The 18,805-nt window shown below is 70.5% G+C and carries 15 protein-coding genes; 7 read left to right on the forward strand and 8 right to left on the reverse strand.

Going from position 1 to position 18,805, the window contains the following annotated elements:
* Positions 1–128: 128 nt before the first annotated feature.
* Both cobA and ACFWPA_RS18850 read left to right on the forward strand, forming a co-directional pair.
* The gene (cobA, locus tag ACFWPA_RS18845; RefSeq protein WP_378506690.1) at positions 129–1,343 is read left to right on the forward strand and encodes a uroporphyrinogen-III C-methyltransferase; all 1,215 of its coding nucleotides are present in this window, start codon (positions 129–131) and stop codon (positions 1,341–1,343) included.
* 11 nt (positions 1,344–1,354) lie between these two features.
* On the forward strand, positions 1,355–2,854 hold the full coding sequence (locus ACFWPA_RS18850; RefSeq protein WP_378506691.1) for an MFS transporter: 1,500 nt from the start codon (positions 1,355–1,357) through the stop codon (positions 2,852–2,854).
* 18 nt (positions 2,855–2,872) lie between these two features.
* Here ACFWPA_RS18850 and ACFWPA_RS18855 read toward each other — a convergent pair whose 3' ends face one another.
* On the reverse strand, positions 2,873–3,454 hold the full coding sequence (locus ACFWPA_RS18855) for a helix-turn-helix domain-containing protein (RefSeq protein ID WP_378506692.1): 582 nt from the start codon (positions 3,452–3,454) through the stop codon (positions 2,873–2,875).
* A gap of 47 nt (positions 3,455–3,501) precedes the next feature.
* Here ACFWPA_RS18855 and ACFWPA_RS18860 point away from each other — a divergent pair, with 47 nt between their 5' ends.
* A complete protein-coding gene (locus ACFWPA_RS18860) occupies positions 3,502–4,368 on the forward strand; it encodes a class I SAM-dependent methyltransferase (protein WP_378506693.1) in 867 nt (288 codons plus the stop codon).
* A 9-nt stretch (positions 4,369–4,377) separates the two neighbouring features.
* Here the strand turns inward: ACFWPA_RS18860 and ACFWPA_RS18865 are convergent, their stop codons facing one another.
* Both ACFWPA_RS18865 and yaaA read right to left on the reverse strand, forming a co-directional pair.
* The gene (locus ACFWPA_RS18865; RefSeq protein WP_378506694.1) at positions 4,378–6,204 is read right to left on the reverse strand and encodes a neocarzinostatin apoprotein domain-containing protein; all 1,827 of its coding nucleotides are present in this window, start codon (positions 6,202–6,204) and stop codon (positions 4,378–4,380) included.
* A 110-nt stretch (positions 6,205–6,314) separates the two neighbouring features.
* Positions 6,315–7,055 carry a peroxide stress protein YaaA gene (gene yaaA, locus ACFWPA_RS18870; RefSeq protein ID WP_378506695.1) on the reverse strand — a complete coding sequence of 247 codons (741 nt, stop codon included), beginning with the start codon at positions 7,053–7,055 and terminating at the stop codon, positions 6,315–6,317.
* Positions 7,056–7,114: 59 nt separating this feature from the next.
* On the opposite strand from yaaA, the gene ACFWPA_RS18875 reads away from it, so the two are divergent.
* A complete protein-coding gene (locus ACFWPA_RS18875; protein WP_378506696.1) occupies positions 7,115–8,875 on the forward strand; it encodes a proline--tRNA ligase in 1,761 nt (586 codons plus the stop codon).
* 73 nt (positions 8,876–8,948) lie between these two features.
* Here ACFWPA_RS18875 and ACFWPA_RS18880 read toward each other — a convergent pair whose 3' ends face one another.
* The 5 genes from ACFWPA_RS18880 to ACFWPA_RS18900 all read right to left on the reverse strand — a co-directional run bounded on the left by ACFWPA_RS18880 (position 8,949) and on the right by ACFWPA_RS18900 (position 14,573).
* Positions 8,949–9,770, reverse strand: coding sequence for an SDR family NAD(P)-dependent oxidoreductase (locus tag ACFWPA_RS18880; protein ID WP_378506697.1), 822 nt, complete (start codon positions 9,768–9,770; stop codon positions 8,949–8,951).
* Between the two features lie 85 nt (positions 9,771–9,855).
* Entirely contained in the window at positions 9,856–11,472 is a 1,617-nt protein-coding gene (locus tag ACFWPA_RS18885; RefSeq protein WP_378506698.1) for a succinic semialdehyde dehydrogenase, read from the reverse strand.
* Between the two features lie 111 nt (positions 11,473–11,583).
* A complete protein-coding gene (locus tag ACFWPA_RS18890) occupies positions 11,584–12,183 on the reverse strand; it encodes a TetR/AcrR family transcriptional regulator (protein WP_378506699.1) in 600 nt (199 codons plus the stop codon).
* A gap of 31 nt (positions 12,184–12,214) precedes the next feature.
* Positions 12,215–13,573, reverse strand: a complete 1,359-nt coding sequence (locus ACFWPA_RS18895) for a cytochrome P450 (protein ID WP_378506700.1) — start codon at positions 13,571–13,573, stop codon at positions 12,215–12,217.
* 34 nt (positions 13,574–13,607) lie between these two features.
* The gene (locus ACFWPA_RS18900; RefSeq protein WP_378506701.1) at positions 13,608–14,573 is read right to left on the reverse strand and encodes an oxygenase MpaB family protein; all 966 of its coding nucleotides are present in this window, start codon (positions 14,571–14,573) and stop codon (positions 13,608–13,610) included.
* A gap of 119 nt (positions 14,574–14,692) precedes the next feature.
* On the opposite strand from ACFWPA_RS18900, the gene ACFWPA_RS18905 reads away from it, so the two are divergent.
* From ACFWPA_RS18905 to ACFWPA_RS18915, 3 genes are all read left to right on the forward strand, one after another.
* Positions 14,693–16,417 (forward strand): acyl-CoA dehydrogenase family protein, encoded by a 1,725-nt coding sequence (locus tag ACFWPA_RS18905; protein ID WP_378506702.1) that lies wholly within the window; start codon positions 14,693–14,695, stop codon positions 16,415–16,417.
* A 124-nt stretch (positions 16,418–16,541) separates the two neighbouring features.
* Positions 16,542–17,387: an LLM class F420-dependent oxidoreductase gene (locus ACFWPA_RS18910; RefSeq protein ID WP_378506703.1), complete on the forward strand. Its 846-nt coding sequence runs from the start codon at positions 16,542–16,544 to the stop codon at positions 17,385–17,387.
* 70 nt (positions 17,388–17,457) lie between these two features.
* Entirely contained in the window at positions 17,458–18,108 is a 651-nt protein-coding gene (locus tag ACFWPA_RS18915) for a cysteine hydrolase family protein (protein WP_378506704.1), read from the forward strand.
* The last annotated feature ends 697 nt before the right edge of the window (positions 18,109–18,805 follow it).

Consider the following 18,805-nt stretch of genomic DNA (forward strand, 5'->3'; position numbering starts at 1 on the left):
GGCTGCTTCTTTTTTTTATATCCCACCGCGCCCTTTTTTTTTGGTGCCGGCACCAAACCGTGGTTTTTTTTTACCCCGATCGGGGTAAAAATCACGCACGGGCGCGAAGCGCATGAAGGAGAAGTGAAGTGGCAGCAGACGAGTCGAACTACCTCGTCGGTCTGAATCTGACCGGCCGCCGGGTGGTCGTGGTCGGTGGCGGCACCGTGGCCCAACGCCGCCTCGGCCTGCTCGTCGCGTCCGGTGCAGCGGTGCACGTGATCGCGCGGACCGTCACGCCCGCGGTCGAGGGCATGGTCACCGCCGGACAGATAACCGCCGACCTCCGCGCCTATCGGGACGGCGACCTGGACGGCGCCTGGTACGCGATCGCCTGCACCGACGAGCCGGAGACCAACGCCGCGATCGTCGCGGAGGCCGAACGCGGCCGCATCTTCTGCGTCCGCGCCGACAGCGCCGTCCAGGGCACCGCCGTCACCCCGGCCAGCGCCTCGTTCGACGGCCTCGAGATCGGCGTGCTCGCGGGCGGGGCACACCGACGGTCGGCGGCGGTCCGCACCGCAATCGTCGAGTCCCTGCAGGCGGGCACCCTCACCGACGAGGAGACCCGCGCCCCCGGCGTCGCGCTGGTCGGCGGCGGCCCCGGCGACCCCGACCTGATCACCGTCCGCGGACGCCGACTGCTCGCCCGCGCCGACGTCGTGGTCGCGGACCATCTGGCGCCGCAGGAACTGCTCGCCGAGCTGCCGCCGCACGTCGAGGTCATCGACGCGTCGAAGCTGCCCTACGGGCGGGCGATGGCGCAGCAGGCGATCAACGAGACCCTGATCGACGGGTACCGGGCGGGTCGGTTCGTGGTCCGGCTCAAGGGCGGCGACCCCTACGTGTTCGGGCGCGGCTACGAGGAACTCGAGGCCTGCGCGGCCGCCGGGGTTCCGGTGACCGTGGTGCCCGGCATCACCAGCGCGATCGCGGTGCCGTCCGCGGCCGGGATCCCGGTCACCCATCGGGGGGTGACGCACGAGTTCGTCGTCGTCAGCGGCCACGTCGCGCCGGACCACCCGGACTCGCTGACCGACTGGTCGGCACTGGCGCGGCTGCGCGGCACCATCGTGATCCTGATGGGCGTCGAGCGGATCGGCGCGTTCGCCACCGCACTCGTCGACGGCGGACGGCCCGCCGACACCCCGGTCACGGTGATCCAGGAGGGCACCACCCGGGGGCAGCGGGAGGTGCGGGCCGACCTCGCGACCGTCGCCGACCGGATCAAGGAGGAGGGCATCCGCCCGCCGGCGATCATCGTCGTCGGTCCGACCGCGGGCTTCTCGGTAAACGATCGGTAACGTGAACGCTTGTGTCTGACTCACGCGCCACCGAAACCGCCACCGCCTCCCCCGCGAAGGCGGCCGCGACGCGGGTGATCGGGCTCGCCATCGTCGTCCTCAGCGGCCTGCAGATGATGGTGGTGCTCGACGGTACCGTCGCCAACCTGGCGCTGGCGCCGCTGCAGCAGGACCTCGGGCTGTCCGACAGCGGCCGGAACTGGGTGCTCACCTCGTACGCGCTGGCCTTCGGTGGCCTGATGCTGCTCGGTGGGCGGCTCGGTGACGCCTTTGGCCGCAAGCGGATGTTCATCGGCGGTGTCGCGGTGTTCACCGTCGCCTCGTTGGCGTGCGGCCTCGCGGTCAACGAGATCACCCTGGTCCTGGCACGGTTCCTGCAGGGTGCCGGCGCCGCGGTCGCCTCGCCGACCGCCCTCGCGCTGGTCGCGACGACGTTCGCCGCGGGACCGGCGCGCAACCAGGCGATCGCCATCTTCGCCGCGATGACCGGCATCGGGTCCATCGCGGGCCTGATCATCGGTGGCGCGTTGACCGAGGTGTCGTGGCGGCTGATCTTCCTGATCAACGTCCCGATCGGACTGCTGATCGTGGCGTGCGCGGTCGTCGCGCTGCGTGAGACGGAGAGTGAGCGCCTGCCGCTCGACGTGCCGGGGGCGATCCTTGCGACCCTCGGCTGCACCGGGATCGTGTTCGCGATGAGCGAGGGCCCCGAACTGGGCTGGACCAGTGCACCGGTGATCGGCACCGCGATCGGCGGCATCGTGCTGCTCGCGGCCTTCCTGCTCGTCGAACGCAGGGCCGACAACCCACTGCTGCCGTTCACCCTGTTCCAGGACCGCAACCGGGTCGCCACCTTCATCGCGATCTTCTTCGCGGGCGCGGTGATGTTCTGCGTTGCCGCCTACGTTGCGCTGTTCGTACAGGACATCCTCGGCTACAGCCCGCTGCGGGCGGGCATGGCGTTCATCCCGTTCGCGTTCGGGCTCGGCGCCGCCGCCGCGATCGCCTCCAAGCTCGTGGTGCGGATCCAGCCGCGCTGGCTGGTGCTCACCGGCGCCGTGATCATGGTCGTCGGACTGCTGTACGGGTCGACGCTCGAGGGGTCCGCGACCTACTGGGCCAACCTGTTCGTTCCGGTCATCGGCATCGGGTTCGGGGTCGGTCTCGCGGTGGTGCCGCTGCCGCTGTGCGCAATCGCCGGTGTCGGGCCGTCCGAGATCGGTCCCCTCGCGGCGATCGCCCAGGTCGCGCAGACGCTCGGCGGACCGCTCGCCCTTGCCGTCGTCGGGGCGATGGCGACATCGCGGACGCTGTCCCTGGGCGGGGTCAAGGGTGCGGTGGCGGACATGACCGCGGACCAGGTCGTCGCCCTCGGCAACGGCTACACCTTCGCGCTCGTTGGCAGCGCGGCCTGCGCGGCGATCGCCGGCATCGCAGCCCTGTTCATCCGGTTCACCCCCCAGCAGGTCGCGCAGGCGCAGGCCGCGGAGAAGGCGGCGCAGCAGGCGTGACCCACCGGGATCGACCGGTCAGTGGTCGTCCGCCGGCTGCAGGTGCGCGCGTTGGCCGTCGCGGTCGAGGATCGACAGGATCTCGGTCGGACCGTCGGCGGCGGTGATCGCATGCGGGGTCATCGTCGAGAACTGGGCGGCCTGACCGGCCTCGACGCGGATCGTGCGGTCGCCGAGCTGCAGGCGCACCGTCCCGGACAGCACCGTGAACCACTCGAGGCCGGGGTGGACGCCGAGCGCGTCCGCGGGCAGCGGTGTCATGTCGGTGATCCGCAGCTTCGCGACGGTGACGCCGGGCAGCGTGTTCTCCCGGGAGAGGAGCCACGTCGTGACGCCGCGCCTGCGTTGCGGTTCGGGCCGGATCACGACGTCCTCGTCGTCGGGGGACTCGACGAGCTGGTCGAGCGTGGTGTCGAGGGCGCGGGCAATCGGCACCAGCTGGTCGAGGGCGATCCGTCGGTGGCCGGTCTCGATGCGGCTGAGCGTGGACGGGCTCATGTGGCAGCGCGCGGCGAGGGCGTCCAGGGACCAGCCGCGGGCCGTTCGCAGGCTGCGGATGCGGCGGCGGACCACGTCCTCTAACACCTGATCTTGCGTCATGGGCAAGAGTGTATGCCGGATAGGCATTGTCCGGCTAGCGTGGGGCCATGGATCGACACTCGCACGCACACCATTCCGACCGTCACGGCCACGGTCACGGCCACACAGATCACGGTCACGACGAGTCCGGGCTCGCGGAGATGCTCGACCTCGACGCCGAGGTGCTCGGATCGTTCCTCGATGACCTCACCGAGTGGGCCGCACGGCGCGCACCGGCCGAGGTGCACCTCGTCGCGGACATCGGAGCGGGCACCGGCACCGGCACCCTCGCGCTGGCGCGGCGGTTCCCGGACGCGGGCCTGGCCGCGATCGACCGATCGGCGGTGATGCTCGACCGGGTCCGGGTGGCCACCGCGGCGGCCGGGCTGGGGGATCGGGTGCGCACCATCCGGGCCGATCTCGATGCGGCATGGCCCGACCTCGATTCCGTCGATGTCGCCTGGGCCGCGCTGGCGATGCACGAGGTCTCCGACCCGGATCGGGTGCTCGCCGATGTCCGGGCCGCGCTGAACCCCGGCGGCCTGCTGGTGGTCGTCGAGATGGAGGGCTTCCCGCGGTTTCTCCCCGACGACCTCGGATTCGGCAGGACCGGACTTGAGGCCCGCTGCCACGCCGCGCTGCTCCGGGCCGGGTGGAACGCTCACCCCGACTGGCGGGAGCACCTCGAGGCGGCCGGGTTCGAGGTCGCCGACCAGCGCACCTTCGCGATCGAGTGCGCCGCGACACCGAACACGGCCCGCTACGCGTCGACCTTCCTGCGGCGCGCCCGCGGCGTCCTCGCGGAGACCCGCGCCGCCGACGACCTGGCCGCCCTCGACCGGGTCCTCGGGGACGGACCGGACGGGTTGGCGGGCCGTGCCGACCTGACCGTCCGCGGCAGTCGCACGGCCTGGGCGGCGCTCCGCCCCCGGTGAGCGGTCCCGCTATCCGCGCCTGCGCAGCAGCACGGCCCCGACGCCGACCGCGGCGATGACCACCGCCGCGATGCCGACCGCGATCGGAGCGATCGGGCTGCCGTCGTCCGCCGGCTCGGCTTCGGTGTCCGCGAGGGTGCGGACCTCGGGTGCGGCCGGGGTGGTCGACGGTGCGGCGGGCGACGCCGACGCCGCGGTCCCGAAGGTCACCGGGGTGCGGGTGTCCTGGCTGCGGTCCGCCGAGCCGTGCGCGGCGACGGTGTAGATCGAGCAGGGGTTGCGGGTGCAGTCCGAATCGCCCCGGACCGCAGTCAGATCCAGTTCGGTCGTCCACCCGCCGTCGGCGATCCGGTCCGGTGTCAGGTAGGCCGTCGTGATCCACGCGGACGCGTCGGTTGCCGAGTAGCGGTCGTCCTGGATCAGCCCGACGTAGATGCCCGCCCCCGCACCGGAGAAGCCGGTCCCGGTGACGGTGACGGTCTCGCTTGCGGCGGCGAGCCCGTCGGTGCGGGACACCGTCACCGCGGCGGTTCCGGTCGGGTCGGGCACTGCGGTGATGGTGGTTGGCGCGGCGCCGACGAACGTGATCGGGGTGGCGGTGTCCTGGCTGCGGTCCGCCGAGCCGTGCGCGGCGAGGGTGTAGATCGCGCAGGCGTTGCGGGTGCAGTCGCTGTCACCGAACGCCCCGGTGACGTTCAGCGTGGTCGACCACGCGCCGCCCGGCATGTCGGCGGCGCGAATGTAGCGGGCGTCCTGGAACGCCGACGCGTCGGTGGTGGAGAACCGGTTCGACTGCGCGACACCGACGTAGATGCCGGGACCGTCGGTCGCGAAGCCGGTGCCCGACACGGTGACGCTGTCGCCTGCGGCGTCGAGTCCGGAGGTGCGGGATGCGGTCACCGCGGGCGTGCCCGCCCGCGCCGACGGCGCCGGGTGGTCGGCGGCGGGCGTCGCGGCGGCGGGCGCGCCTGCCGGGTCGAACGTCACCGGCGTGACCGTGTCCTGGCTGCGGTCCGAGGAGCCGTGCGCGGCGAGGGTGTAGATCGCGCACGGCCGGTCGAGGCAGTCGGTCCCGCCGACCTGCGCCTGCACTGGAAGGTCGACACTCCATGCGCCGCCGGTGATCTCGGCGCTGCGCACGTACACCGTGCTGGCGAACGAGTCCGCGTCGAGCGGGTTGTAGCGGGCTGTTTCGGCGAGGCCGACGTAGAGGCCCGCGCCGGCAGCGGAGAACCCGGTACCCGACACCCGAACGGTCTCCCCGCCGGCGCTGATCCCGGTCGTCTTCGCGACGGTCGTCACCGGACCACCGGTTCCGGGCGCTGCCCCCGACCCCTCGGTCGCCACCTCCGCGTCGGACGCGAACGAAATCGGATTCCACACGTCCTGGCTGCGGTCGGTGAAGATCGACGGGAAGGCCGCGAAGGCTGCGACGAAGCAGTCAGCGGCGAGGCAGTCGACGCCCTTGAAGGTGCGGGCGACCTCGATCTCCGCGGTGAACGTGCCTGCGGCGTCGGTGGTGACCTTCGCCTCCTGCCCGTACACGGTGGGGAACCCGACCACGGGCTTGGTGACGGTCTGCGCCAGGTACAGCGGGGTGTCCGGCTTGAATCCGTTGCCGGAGACGGTGACCCGCTCACCGGTGTGAAGTCCGGTGGTTCGGGACAGCGCCAATGCGCCCGCGCCGGGGGCGAAGTCGATGTCGATCGGGCCGATCGACATCGGACCCCCCGACGACCCGAATGGCAACTCGTTGGCCGCCGCCTGACCGAGCGGCATCGCCGCCGACAGCGCGACGACCGCCGCCGCGACCGCGACTCGACCGAACACCCGCATTCCCAACTCCCTGGCTCGGGTCGCCGACGCGACACCACAAGCGAACAGCAGGTGAGGCTAACCTATGTGCTGGACGGATGTTCAGGCGGACCGGTCGGCGTGGACGCCGCTCAGGTCAGGATGACCAGTTCGTTGGGGGACGCGATCTCGACCGTCAGGCCCGCCTTCGCCGCCACCCGCGCAACCCCCTGCACGTCGGTCGGCTCGGCGCGGGAGACAACGAGGGCGCGCGCGAGCAGTCCCTTGTGGTGCTTGTTGAAATGGCTGACCACCGACCGGCTCCCGTCGGGCTTCTCGGTGAGCACGGTCGCCGTCACCGCGCCGGGGACCGGTCCGAGCTGCTGGTAGGTGCCCGACCGCAGGTCCAGCACCAGGCCCTCGTCCTCCGCCTCCAGCGCCGACGTGAGCTCCGGCTTCCACAGGGACTGCAGGGTGCCCATGCCCGGCAGCCGCGACCCGCCGGAGAGTCGGTACGCGGGAATCGGATCGCCGGCCCGGACCACGCCGAACAGCGCCGAGCCGATCGCCAGCCGGGCCAGCGCCTTCGCCCGCTGGGCGCGGGTGAACGATGTCGCGTCGAGGGCGTCGAACAGGACGCCGGTGTAGCGCTCGAGCGCGGGCCGGGTCGGCGAGGTCCACAGCGCGGCGTTGCGGGCGATCTCGTCGGCCTGGCCCGCGCTCAGGCCGAGAGCCCGGCTCGACGCGTCCACGTCCGCCGCGAGGGCGACGAGGGTGTCGACCAGCAGTTCGCGGGTCGCGGTGAGCTTCAGCAGCGACAGTTCCCCGAGGTCGAGCGGGGCACCCCTGCCGCCGTCGGACTTGGTCTCGGAGGGGGGCAGCAGTACCAGCACGAGCGGTAACGGTACCGGGCCGCGGCGAACGGCAGGCGCCCCGACTATCCTGGTACCCCGTGATCACCCGCCTGTCTCAGCTGTTCCTGCGCACCCTTCGCGACGACCCGGCCGACGCCGAGGTCCCGAGCCACAAGCTGCTCGTCCGCGCCGGCTACGTCCGCCGCATCGCGCCGGGCGTCTATTCGTGGTTGCCGCTGGGCCTGCGGGTGCTGCGCGAGGTCGAACGTGTCGTCCGTGAGGAGATGGACGCCATTGGCGCCCAGGAGATCTCGCTGCCCGCGCTGCTGCCGCGTGATCCGTATGAGACGTCGAATCGGTGGACGGAGTACGGCCCCGACCTGTTCCGCTTGCAGGATCGCAAGGGTAACGACTACCTGCTCGGTCCGACGCACGAGGAGATGTTCGCGCTCACCGTCAAGGGTGAGTACAACTCGTACAAGGACTTCCCGGTCACCCTGTACCAGGTGCAGGCGAAGTACCGCGACGAGCAGCGTCCGCGCGCGGGCATCCTGCGCGGCCGCGAGTTCGTGATGAAGGACTCGTACTCCTTCGACCTCACCGACGAGGGGCTTGCCGACTCGTACCAGGCGCACCGCGACGCCTACGAGCGGATCCTGCAGCGGCTCGACGTCAAGTACGTGATCGTCTCCGCGACCTCCGGGGCGATGGGCGGCTCCGCCTCCGAGGAGTTCCTCGCCGAGTCCGAGATCGGAGAGGACACCTACGTCCGCTGCGTCGAGTCCGGCTACGCCGCGAACGTCGAGGCCGTCACCACACCCGCGCCCGCACCGATCCCGTTCGCCGGGCTCCCTGCGTCCGAGGTTCGGGACACCCCCGACGCCGCGACCATCGCCGCACTGGTGCACTGGGCGAACGAGTCCGGCGTCACGGTCGATGACGGGCGTCCGGTCACCGCAGCCGACACCCTCAAGACCATCGTGGTCAAGACCCAGCTGCCCGGCAGCGAGGAATGGGAACTGCTCGGGATCGGGGTCCCCGGCGACCGTGAGATCGACGACAAGCGGCTCGAGGCCTCCGTCTCGCCCGCCGAGTTCACCCTCCTCACCGACGCCGACTTCGCCGCCCACCCGTTCCTCGTCAAGGGCTACATCGGCCCGAAGGCGCTGCTCGACAACGGGGTCCGCTACCTCGTTGACCCGCGGGTCGCGGAGGGCACGTCCTGGATCGCCGGTGCCGACGAGGCGGGCAGGCACGTCGTCGGCATGGTCGCGGGCCGCGACTTCACCCCGGACGGCACCATCGAGGCCGCCGAGGTCCGCGACGGCGATCCCTCCCCGGACGGCGCGGGGACGCTCGTCGCCGCCCGCGGCATCGAGGTCGGGCACGTGTTCCAGCTCGGACGCAAATACACCGACGCGTTCGAGGTCAACGTGCTCGGGGAGAACGGAAAGCCGGTCCGCCCGACGATGGGCTCCTACGGCATCGGTGTCTCCCGCCTGGTCGCGGTGATCGCCGAGCAGCAGCACGACGACAAGGGCCTGCGCTGGCCCGCCGAGGTGTCCCCGGCGGACGTGCACCTGGTCATCGCGAACAAGGATGACGCCGCCCGTGCCGGCGCCGAGGTGCTCGCCGCGCAGCTCGACAAGGCGGGCCTGTCGGTGATCCTCGACGACCGCAAGGCCTCGCCGGGTGTGAAGTTCAAGGACTCCGAGCTGATCGGTGTCCCGCTGGTCGTGGTCGTCGGCCGCGGCTACGCCGACGGCAATGTCGAACTGCGTGACCGCTTCACCGGTGCGTCCCGCGAGGTGCCCGCCGACTCCGCCCTCGACGAGGTCCTCGCGATCGTCCGCGGCTGACCCGTGGCGTGAACCGTGCGTGATGTGCACCCCGACCGGGGTGCACATCACGCACCGGGCGCCGCAGGCGCGCTCAGTCGGTGGCGATGCGCCGCTCGTAGGCCGCTCGGTCGCTGCTGACCTCGAGGAACACCCGATCGAGGCCGATCCACCGACGCAGCAGCCGGGCGGCGGGGCGCGGAAACAGCTGCCACAGTGCGCTCCCCGCCGACAACCTGCCCGGCACCACCGCGTGCCTGCTGCCGCGGCGCAGCACCCGCACCACCGCGGCCGCGACCTGCTCCGGCGGGATCGGCCGGGTCAGCGGGCCCGGCGTCGTTCCGGCGATCAGTTCGGTGTTGGTGAACGACGGCAGCACCGTCGACACCCGAACCCCGCGGTCGGCGAGCTCGGCGTCGAGCGCCTCACCGAACCCGACCACCGCGAACTTGGTGCCGGTGTACACGGCCATGCCGGGGGCGGGCATCCGCCCGGCGATCGACGCGACGTTCACGATCCGTCCACCGCCGGCCGCGGTCATCCGGCGCGCCGCGGCCCTGGCACCATTCAGCACGCCGAGCACGTTGACCTCGACCGCCCGACGGACGATCGCGTCGTCCTGGTCGAGCAGCGGCCCGATCGGCATAATGCCCGCGTTGTTGATCCACACCGAGACCGGCCCGAGCGTCGACTCGACCTCGTCGAGGAACGCGGCCACCGACACCGGATCGGTCACATCGAGGCGGGCGCCGAGGACCCCCAGGTCGGCGGCCGTCGCCGCGACCCGGGCGGTGTCCACGTCCCCGATCGCGACCCGGGCCCCCGCGGCCTGCAGCGCGGCGGCGACGGCCCGGCCGATGCCGCGGGCTCCGCCGGTGACGACGGCGACCCGGCCGTCGAGAACGATTCCCCTCACGCGTGCCCCTCCCGCACCTCGTCGATGGTGCGGCACGCGGTGGCGGCGGCCTCGCCGCGGTCCCGGGCCGCCGTGCCGATCGGACTCATCGTCGTCCCCCTCGGTGCGGGCGCAACGTCAGCCGGGCGCGCAGCGTCATCGCGCGCAGCAGCGTGGCACGGAAGCGGTCGGGGTAGGCGGTGGCGACCCGCTGCGTGGTGACCGTCTGCGGCTCGGTGTGCCGGACGATGCCGTCGCGGCCGTGCCGCCGTCCGACGCCGCTGGCCCGCATCCCGCCCATCGGCGCGTCGAGCGCCGCGATCGCCGACAGGTACCCGTCGTTGACGTTCACCGCACCGGCGACCACCCGCTCCGCGATCCGCCTGCCCCGGTTCAGGTCCCGCGTCCACACACTGGCGCTCAACCCGTAGTCGCCGGCGTTGGCGCGGGTGATGGCCTCGTCATCGGATGCCACCCGGTACAGCGACACCACCGGCCCGAAGGTCTCCTCCGCGCAGACCGCCATGTCGGGGGTGACGTCGGCGAGGACGGTCGGCTCGAAGAACAGCGGACCAAGGTCGGGTCGCGGTCGGCCGCCCGCGAGCACGGTCGCGCCCTTCGCGACGGCATCCTCGACGTGCGCGGCGGTGGCCGCGAGCTGACGCGGCGAGGTGAGCGAGCCCATGTCGATGTCGTAGGTGTAGTCGGCGCCGAGCCGCATCCGCCCGACCCGCTCGGCCAACCGGGTCGCGAACCGTGGATACACCCGGTCGTGCACGTAGATGCGTTCGATGCCGATGCACATCTGCCCGGCGTTCGAGAAGCACGCCTGGACCGCACCCATCACCGCGGCGTCGATGTCGGCGTCGGCGCAGACGATCATCGCGTTCTTGCCGCCGAGTTCGAGGGACGCCCCGATCAGCCGGTCCGCGCAGTGCCGGGCGATCTCCCGGCCGGTGGCGGTGGACCCGGTGAAGCACAGGTGGTCGACGGCATCGATCACCGCGGGCCCGATCCGGCTGCCCGGCCCGGCGACCACCTGCCACACCGCGGGCGGAATCCCGGCATCGGTGGCCAGCTTCCTGGCCAGCAGCAGCGTCAACGGCGCCTGCGAGTCGGCCTTGCTCAGCACCGCGTTGCCCGCGATGAGGGCGGGGATGACGTCGCCGACGGCGAGGAACAGCGGATAGTTCCACGGGGCGATCACCCCGACCAGGCCCTTCGGTCGGTACCCGACCGTGGCGCGCACCACGCCGGGCATCGCGGTGCGGGCAGGCCGGGCGCGCAGATGCCGGGCCCCGGTGCGGCCGTAGTACGCGGCCACCGACACCACGCCCTGCACCTCGACCGCCGCGTGCACGCGGGCCTTGCCGGTCTCCCATTGCATCAGGTCGCACAGCAGGTCGTGGTGGCCCAGCAGCGCCCGCCCGAACCGCAGCACCGCCCGCTCCCGGTCCCGGATCGGGGTCTGTGCCCACGCGGTCTGCGCGGCGCGTGCGGCCGCGGCCGCGGCGGCGATGGCGGCCGGGGTGGACTGCGGGACCGCCGGAAGCGCGCGACCGGTGAACGGTGCTCGGGCCCGGTGCATCTCGTCTCCGGGTGGCAGCTGACCGCGCAGCGCGGTGAGCAGGTCCGCCCCGACGCGCGGGGGCGGCGCTTCCTGGTTGGGGTCGGTGGCGCGCTCGCCGGTGGGCGAGGGGGACGGCAGCGGTGCGGATCTCATGGTCTCCTCGGTTCGGGAGAGCGGAGCGACGGGGTTGCGTGGACGGGACCGAGACGCGGGTCGGTGAACGCGGTGGATCGGCGGAGCGTCCCGGTCAGCGGTGGGTGCGGGTCACCAGACCAGCCGGACGAGGTAGCGCTCGGCGTACCTCCGTACCGCATCCTGGTCCGAGATATCCAGTTGGCCTTGTGGATTGAGCATCAGCGACACCGCGATCCGAACCAGGATCTCCGCGACCGCGTGCAGGTCCCCGTCCGACATCGTGACGCCGCTGCGTCGCAGCGTCGTCGCGACCTGCGCGGCGGCCTGGGCGATCGGGGCGCCGTCGGTGCGGTTGGTGAGCCCGAGGATCAGCTCCGGCTCGCTCTCGAGGATCCGCGTGACCAGCGGCATCTCTTGGGTGAGCCGGACGCCGCGGGTGAAGCACTCCACCACCGCGCTGCGCGGATCCCGGTCCGCGGCAACCCGGTCCAGTTCGGCGAAGAAGGCCGTGGTGTCGCGAAGGACGAGGGTCTCGACGAGGGCGTCCTTGTTCGGGAAGCGCCGGTAGAGGGTGCTGCGGGAGATCCCCGCCCGGCGGGCGATGTCGTCCATGTTGGTGCGCCGGATCCCGTACCGCTCGAACTCGTCCCGCGCGGCGTCGAGCATCGCCGTCTCGGGGGACGCGGACCGCGGACCGGGTTCGACTGGTGTTGGCATCGTGTGCAGCATATCCGTCGCCTGCGCGCATGTCGGTGTCCGCCTACAGTGCGCGAAGGCGCACCGGCAGACCGTCCTTCGGCACCGGGAGGGTGGAGTTGTCGAGTGTCCACCGGTACTCCTCAGGGGTGGACCACTCGTACCGGAGCAGCATGTTGTGCATGATCGTCTTGACCTCCATCTGCGCGAAGTACAGGCCGATGCACTTGTGCACCCCGCCGCCGAACGGCATCCAGGCGTAGCGGTGCACCCGGTCCTCCGCGCGGTCGCTCGCGAAGCGATCCGGGTCGAAGCGCTCCGGGTCGGTCCACAGCGCCGGGTTGTGGTGATTGACCAGGCCGATCGCGGCGACGTAGGTGCCGGCCGGGATGTGATGCCCGCAGATCTCGGTGTCCTTGATCGCCCGGCGCGGCAACCCGGGGACGGGCGAGTTCAGTCGCAGCGACTCCCGCATGACGCGGTCGAGGACGGTGAACTCGTCGAGGGTGTCGTAGGAGATCTCGGTGGGGAGGGCGCGGGACTGCGCCCGCGCCGTCTCCTGCCATTGCGGGTGCCTGGCCAGGTAGTACGCCATCGTGGTGAGCGTGATCGTCGAGGTGTCGTGCGCGGCCATCAGCACGAAGATCATGTGGTTGACCACGTCCTCGTCGGTGAACGTGTGCCCCTCCTCGTCCTGCGCGTGGCAGAGCACCGAGAACAGGTCCGGGGTCGGGGTGGCGCGCTTGGCGGGCAGGTGCTCGTGGAAGAAGTCCTCGAGGACCCGGCGTCCCGCCAGCCCACGGGCCCAGCGGGTGCCCGGGATGTTCTTCCGCACGATCGACAGCCCGGCGCCGACGCAGTCGACGAACGCCCGGTTGATCCGGTCGGCCTCGTCGCGCGGTAGGTCGAGGCCGAGGAAGATCTCCAGCGCCAGGTCCAGGGTGATCTGCTTGAACTCGTCGAGCAGGCGCACGGCGCCGGTGGCTCCGCCGTCGCCGAGCGGCAGCTGGGCAACCCGCTCGGCGAGCATCGGTTGCATGTCCTGCAGGTAGCCCTTGAGATGGGTGTTGCTGAAGGCCTGCTGCATGATTCGCCGGTGGTGGCGGTGCTCCTCGAAGTCCATCAACAGGATGCCGCGGCGGAAGAACGGTCCGATCAGGAAGCCCCAGGCGGGCTCGTTCGCGAACGCCCTGTCCCGGTTCATCGCGACGGCCTCGCAGCCGTCGGCGTCGAGGGGGATCACGAATCGGAGGCCGAACGAGTTGATGTAGGTGATGTCACCGTAGGCGGCGCGGCGTTTGGCGACCATGGCGACGGGGTCCCGGAAGAACCGGAGCACCTCGATCACGCCGGGGTCACCGGTGCCGTGGATCGGTTTCAGCCCGCTGCCCGTGGGGACGGTGGCCAACTGCTTGCGACGCATGGCAACTCCTGGGATGTCGGTCGGCGGGGGACGGTCAGACGGGCGTGTTGTGCAGCGGCCGCGGGTCGACGCCGACCCGTCGCCAGGCCTGGCTCGCCCACGGCAGGTACAGCACCCGCACCGGCAGCCGGTTCAGCAGCGGGTTCAGTGCCCGCATCGCCGCGGCGAAGCGCTGAAAATGCTTCTCCTTCCTGTCATCCCAGTCGAGACCGCACACCGCACGCATCTGCGGGGGGACGGTGCCGACGACGATGGTCCGGGTGAACGCGTTGAGCGGCGCGGACAGCACCCGCCAGACCGGCCTCGGGATCCGCCGGGGTCCGGGGATGCCCCTGCGGATATACCCGGTGGCGTAGACGATCGTCCGGGTCGGAACGAACCGGTCCAGCATCGCGTCCCAGTACTCGACGAACTCGGCGTAGGTGTGCGGCTGGCTGCGATCGCTGACCCCGTACAGCCGGTACCAGGCCTTGCTCTCCTCGAAGATTCGCGCCTTCTCGGCGTCCGAGAGACGGCGGATGAACGTGTCGGTGATGTAGAGGACCTGGTCAACGAACGTCGCGTGCGCCCAGTAGAACAGCTCCGGGTTCAGCGCGTGGTAGCGCGAACCGTCGGCGATGGTGCCCTTGATCGGCGTGTGGAAGTCGCGGACCGTGCGGCCCCAGCCGTGCGGGTCCGCGCTGTAGACCGTCTTCATGATCGGTGGCCCGCTGCGCCGCGCCCGGCCGAGGGTGTCGGCGAAGATCACCGAATGGTCCTCGACGGCCTTGCCGAGCTGTTCGATGCAGTTCTCGGTGCCGGCGAGCCGTTGGAAGCCGAGCAGTCCGCGCACGTCGCCGTAGTACTTCCACACCAGCGAGTCCGGGCCGAGCGGCGTCACCGGCTCCGCGGACCCGTCGTCGACGGGCATTGGCAGGGCCTCGCGGATGCCGTCCTCGAAGGTGGGTCGCCCCGGCGCGGTCGGGCCTGCGTCGCCGACGGGCGCGCGGAGTGGCGTCATGCGAACTCCTGTCGCCTGGAACGTTGGAACAAAACAATGTTTGTGTGTCATGACCGTACCTGCGTGGCCCCGGTCACACAAGTAGCTTGGGTGGGGGACGCCGACGAAAGGGCCGCGCCGTGACCGAGCTGTTCAATCCGAGCACCTACGACCCGCAGGAATTTGATCCGGAGACCCGTCGACTGCTGCGTGCGACCGTCGACTGGTTCGAGGCCCGCGGCAAACGGCAAGTGCTGCATGATGATTTGAACGCGGTCTGGGCGGAGGACTTCCTGGACTTCGTCCGCAGGGAGAAGCTGTTCGCCACCTTCCTGACACCGGCCGCGTACGGCGACGGCGACGAGAACCGACGCTGGGACGCGGCCCGCAACGCCGCGCTCAGCGAGATCCTCGGCTTCTACGGCCTCCCGTACTGGTACGCCTGGCAGGTCACCGTCCTCGGCCTCGGGCCGATCTGGATGAGCACGAACACCGAGGCTGGCCGCCGGGCCGCCGCGCAACTGGTGCACGGCGGCGTCATGGCGTTCGGGCTGTCCGAGCGGGATCACGGCGCCGACGTCTACTCCACCGACATGGTGCTCACGCCCGCCCCGCCCGGCGGCGAGCTGGCCTTTCGGGCCACCGGCGACAAGTACTACATCGGCAACGGCAACGTTGCGGGCATGGTGTCGGTGTTCGGGCGTCGCGCCGACGTCGACGGCGCCGACGGGTACGTCTTCTTCGTCGTCGACAGTCACCATCCCGGCTATCACCTGATCGACAACGTGCTGCACAGTCCGATGTACGTGAGCGCCTTCCGGCTCGAGGAGTATCCGGTGCGGGAGGCGGACGTCCTGCACACCGGCGTCGCGGCGTTCGAGGCAGCACTGAACACCGTCAATGTCGGCAAGTTCAACCTGTGCACCGGATCGATCGGCATCTGCGAGCACGCCTTCTATGAGGCGATCACCCACGCGCACCACCGGGTTCTGTACGGCAGGCCGGTCACCGAGTTCGCGCACGTGCGGGCGAGTTTCGTCGACGCGTATGCCAGGACGGCCGCGATGAAGCTGTTCAGCGCCCGCGCCGTCGACTACTTCCGGAGCGCGTCGCGGGACGACCGGCGCTACCTGCTGTTCAACCCGATGACCAAGTCGAAGGTGACGATGGAGGGGGAGAAGGTCGTTGGGCTGCTGCATGACGTGATCGCCGCGAAGGGCTACGAGAAGAGCACCTACTTCCAGGAGGCGGTCCGGTACATCGGGATGCTGCCCAAACTCGAGGGCACCGTGCACGTCAATGTCGGGCTGGTTCTCAAGTTCATGCCGAACTACCTCTTCGCGCCCGCCGAGCGTCCGGAGGTCGGGACGCGGCAGGAGGCCGCCGACGACATCTTCTTCTGGGATCAGGGTCCGACCCGCGGCGCCGCCACGGTGACGTTCCACGACTGGACCACCGCCTACCGTCGGTACGCGGACGTCCCCAACGTGGCCCGGTTCTTCGAGCAGGCGCGGGCGCTGACGGTGCTGCTGACCACCGCACCGCCGGATGAGGGGCAGCGCGAGGACCTCGATTTCATGCTCGCCGTCGGGCACCTGTTCTCGCTGATCGTGTACGGCCAGCTGATCCTCGAGCAGGCCGCCCGCACCGCGCTCGACCACGACGTGCTCGACCAGATCTTCGACTTCCAGGTCCGGGACTTCTCCGGCCACGCAACCGTGCTGCACGGGAAGGCGTCGTCGACGCCCGCGCAGCAGCAGTGGGCGCTCGGGGCGATCCGCAAGCCCGAGGTCGACGCGGCCCGCTTCGACCGGATGTGGGAGCGCGTCGTCGCCAACGACGGTGCGTACGAGATGCGCCCGTAGCGGGGCGTCCCGCGCCGCGCGTGGGTCCTCCCTGCGTTCCGGACGCCCTGCGCCGGACACCGTGATAAACAGGTGTCCGGCACTGAGGGTCTGGGCCTTCGAGCGACGGCATGAGGAGACGACGGTGGAGTTTGGCATCACCCTGTTCACGAGCGACCGCGGCATCACCCCCGCGGCCGCGGCGCGCGCGGTGGAGCAGTTCGGGTTCGACTCGTTCTATGTCCCCGAGCACACCCACATCCCGGTGCGCCGCGATGCCGCCCACCCGCAGACCGGTGACGAGTCGCTCCCCGACGACCGCTACATGCGGACCCTCGACCCGTGGGTCTCGCTCGGCACCGCGGCCTCGGTGACGTCGCGGATCCGGCTCGGCACCGCCGTCGCGCTGCCCGTCGAGCATGACCCCATCACCCTCGCGAAGACGATCGCGTCCCTCGACCACCTGTCCGGTGGCCGCGTGACGCTCGGCGTCGGCTACGGCTGGAATCTGGACGAGCTCACCGACCACGGCGTCCCGACGAACAAGCGCCGCACGATGCTGCGCGAGTACCTGGAGGGCATGCAGGCGCTGTGGTCGCAGGAGGAGGCGTCCTACGAGGGCGAGTTCCTCTCCTTCGGTCCCAGCTGGGCGTGGCCGAAACCGATTCAGCAGCCGCGGGTTCCGATCATCGTCGGCGCGGCGGGGAACGAGAAGAACTTCAAGTGGATCTCCCGATCGGCGGACGGCTGGATGACTACCCCGATCGAGCGGGACATCGAGGACAACGTGTTGCTGCTGCGCAAGACTTGGGAGGCCGCGGGCCGGGACGGGGCACCGCGGATCGTGGTCCTGGACCGCAAGCCGGTCCCCGAGACCCTGTCGCGGTGGCAGGATCTCGGCATCGACGAGGTCGTGTACGGCATGCCCGACGCCGACGAGGACACCGTCACCGCCTACCTGGAGAAGCTCGCGGGCAAGCTCGGACGCTGACCGGTCGCGGGGGTCGGCGGGCACCCGGGCGGAGAATGCGCCCGTCGTCGAGTGTGGGCAGGGGAGCGGTGTGACGGACTATCTCGCGCCACGGTGGGATCGGGCCGCTCTGGTCGTGATCGACCTGCAGCGTGACTTCCTCGACGGCGGACACGCCGCGGTGCCGGGAACGACGAACGTCGTGCCGAATGTCTCATCGTTGGTGCGCGCGTTCCGGCTCGCCGGTCGCCCCGTCGTTCATGTGGTTCGTCTGTACCCGCCTGGGGGTTCGGATGTCGACGTGCTTCGGCGCGAGTCGATCGAACGCGGCGCCGAGATGGCGGCTCCCGGAACCGACGGATGCCAGATCGCCGACGGGATCCTGCCGCCGGGGTACCGATTGGATGAGGATCTGCTTCTCGCCGGGCGTAGTCAGGCCGTCGGGCCGAACGAGATTGTGCTGTTCAAACCGCGATGGAGTGCCTTCTATCGCACGGAATTGGAGTCGCTGCTGCGTGCGCAGGGATGCGACACCGTGGTGGTGGCTGGCTGCAATCTGCCCAACTGTCCGCGAGCGACGCTGTTCGATGCCAGCGAGAGGGACTTTCGCACCGTGCTGGTCATCGACGCCGTGTCGCAGGCGAGCGCCGAACGGGTGGGGGATCTCGATAGGATCGGAGTCAACCTCTGCGCGACAGCCGAGGTCGTTGCTGCGCTTTCCGCGGCAGATCGGGGTCGGTGAGGCGCCAGAAGGTTCACGGCCGCGGCCGAAGAGTGGGATCGTGTTTACTGAAGAGCGTTGTAGCGCAGAAGAATTCCACGGGCATCCAAGTCCACACCCTGGGAGGGCTGGTTGCGTCGCCGCGCCGGTCTTCAACTGCTTCTCGAAGAAGGTCGTTGGGTACGCGTTGGTCGATCACATGCAATGCGTGGGAGGAGTCATTCCAACGCTGCATTGAAGAATGAACGAGTGTCGCGTCGACTGGACTTCTGCGGCGGGCGGCCGCCCAGGCCGCGACCTATCCGGTCGTGGCCTCGGCGGCTCCGTGGTTCTATTGTGTTTCAGGGTGTTTCAGGTGCTGAACAGCAGCTGTTTTCGATTGTGTGCCGGGATGGGTTTGCGGTCGGGGTCGATCCAGTGTGGGGGTGTGAACCTGGGGGTACCCCCTGCACGGAGTGCTTGGGGGAGGGTGGCCGTCGTCTCCGATGTGCACAGTCCATTTGCCTTTGTGGATGTATCGGTGGTGAAAGCGGCAGAGTAGCACCAGGTTCGACAGTTTCGTTTCGCCTCCGTTAGCCCAGTGATGAATGGGGGCACCTCCCTGCACGAAGTGCTTGGGGGAGGGTGGGCGTCGGTCCAGGCGGTGGGTCGGCCGCATCCTGGGTAGGCGCAGCCGCAGTCGCGGGCGTCGAGGGCGCGGCGGAGTCGGCGGGGGATG

The organism is Rhodococcus sp. NPDC058505, from assembly GCF_042720095.1.
Classification (GTDB): Bacteria; Actinomycetota; Actinomycetes; order Mycobacteriales; family Mycobacteriaceae; genus Rhodococcus_G.

What these genes read in the sequence shown, in the direction of transcription:
- ACFWPA_RS18895 (WP_378506700.1), bottom strand. Translation starts at nt 13,573, where the DNA reads ATGCGTCGCAAGCAGTTGGCCACCGTCCCCACGGGCAGCGGGCTGAAA.
- ACFWPA_RS18900 (WP_378506701.1), bottom strand. Translation starts at nt 14,573, where the DNA reads ATGACGCCACTCCGCGCGCCCGTCGGCGACGCAGGCCCGACCGCGCCG.
- ACFWPA_RS18855 (WP_378506692.1), bottom strand. Translation starts at nt 3,454, where the DNA reads ATGACGCAAGATCAGGTGTTAGAGGACGTGGTCCGCCGCCGCATCCGC.
- ACFWPA_RS18885 (WP_378506698.1), bottom strand. Translation starts at nt 11,472, where the DNA reads ATGAGATCCGCACCGCTGCCGTCCCCCTCGCCCACCGGCGAGCGCGCC.
- ACFWPA_RS18860 (WP_378506693.1), top strand. Translation starts at nt 3,502, where the DNA reads ATGGATCGACACTCGCACGCACACCATTCCGACCGTCACGGCCACGGT.
- ACFWPA_RS18865 (WP_378506694.1), bottom strand. Translation starts at nt 6,204, where the DNA reads ATGCGGGTGTTCGGTCGAGTCGCGGTCGCGGCGGCGGTCGTCGCGCTG.
- ACFWPA_RS18890 (WP_378506699.1), bottom strand. Translation starts at nt 12,183, where the DNA reads ATGCTGCACACGATGCCAACACCAGTCGAACCCGGTCCGCGGTCCGCG.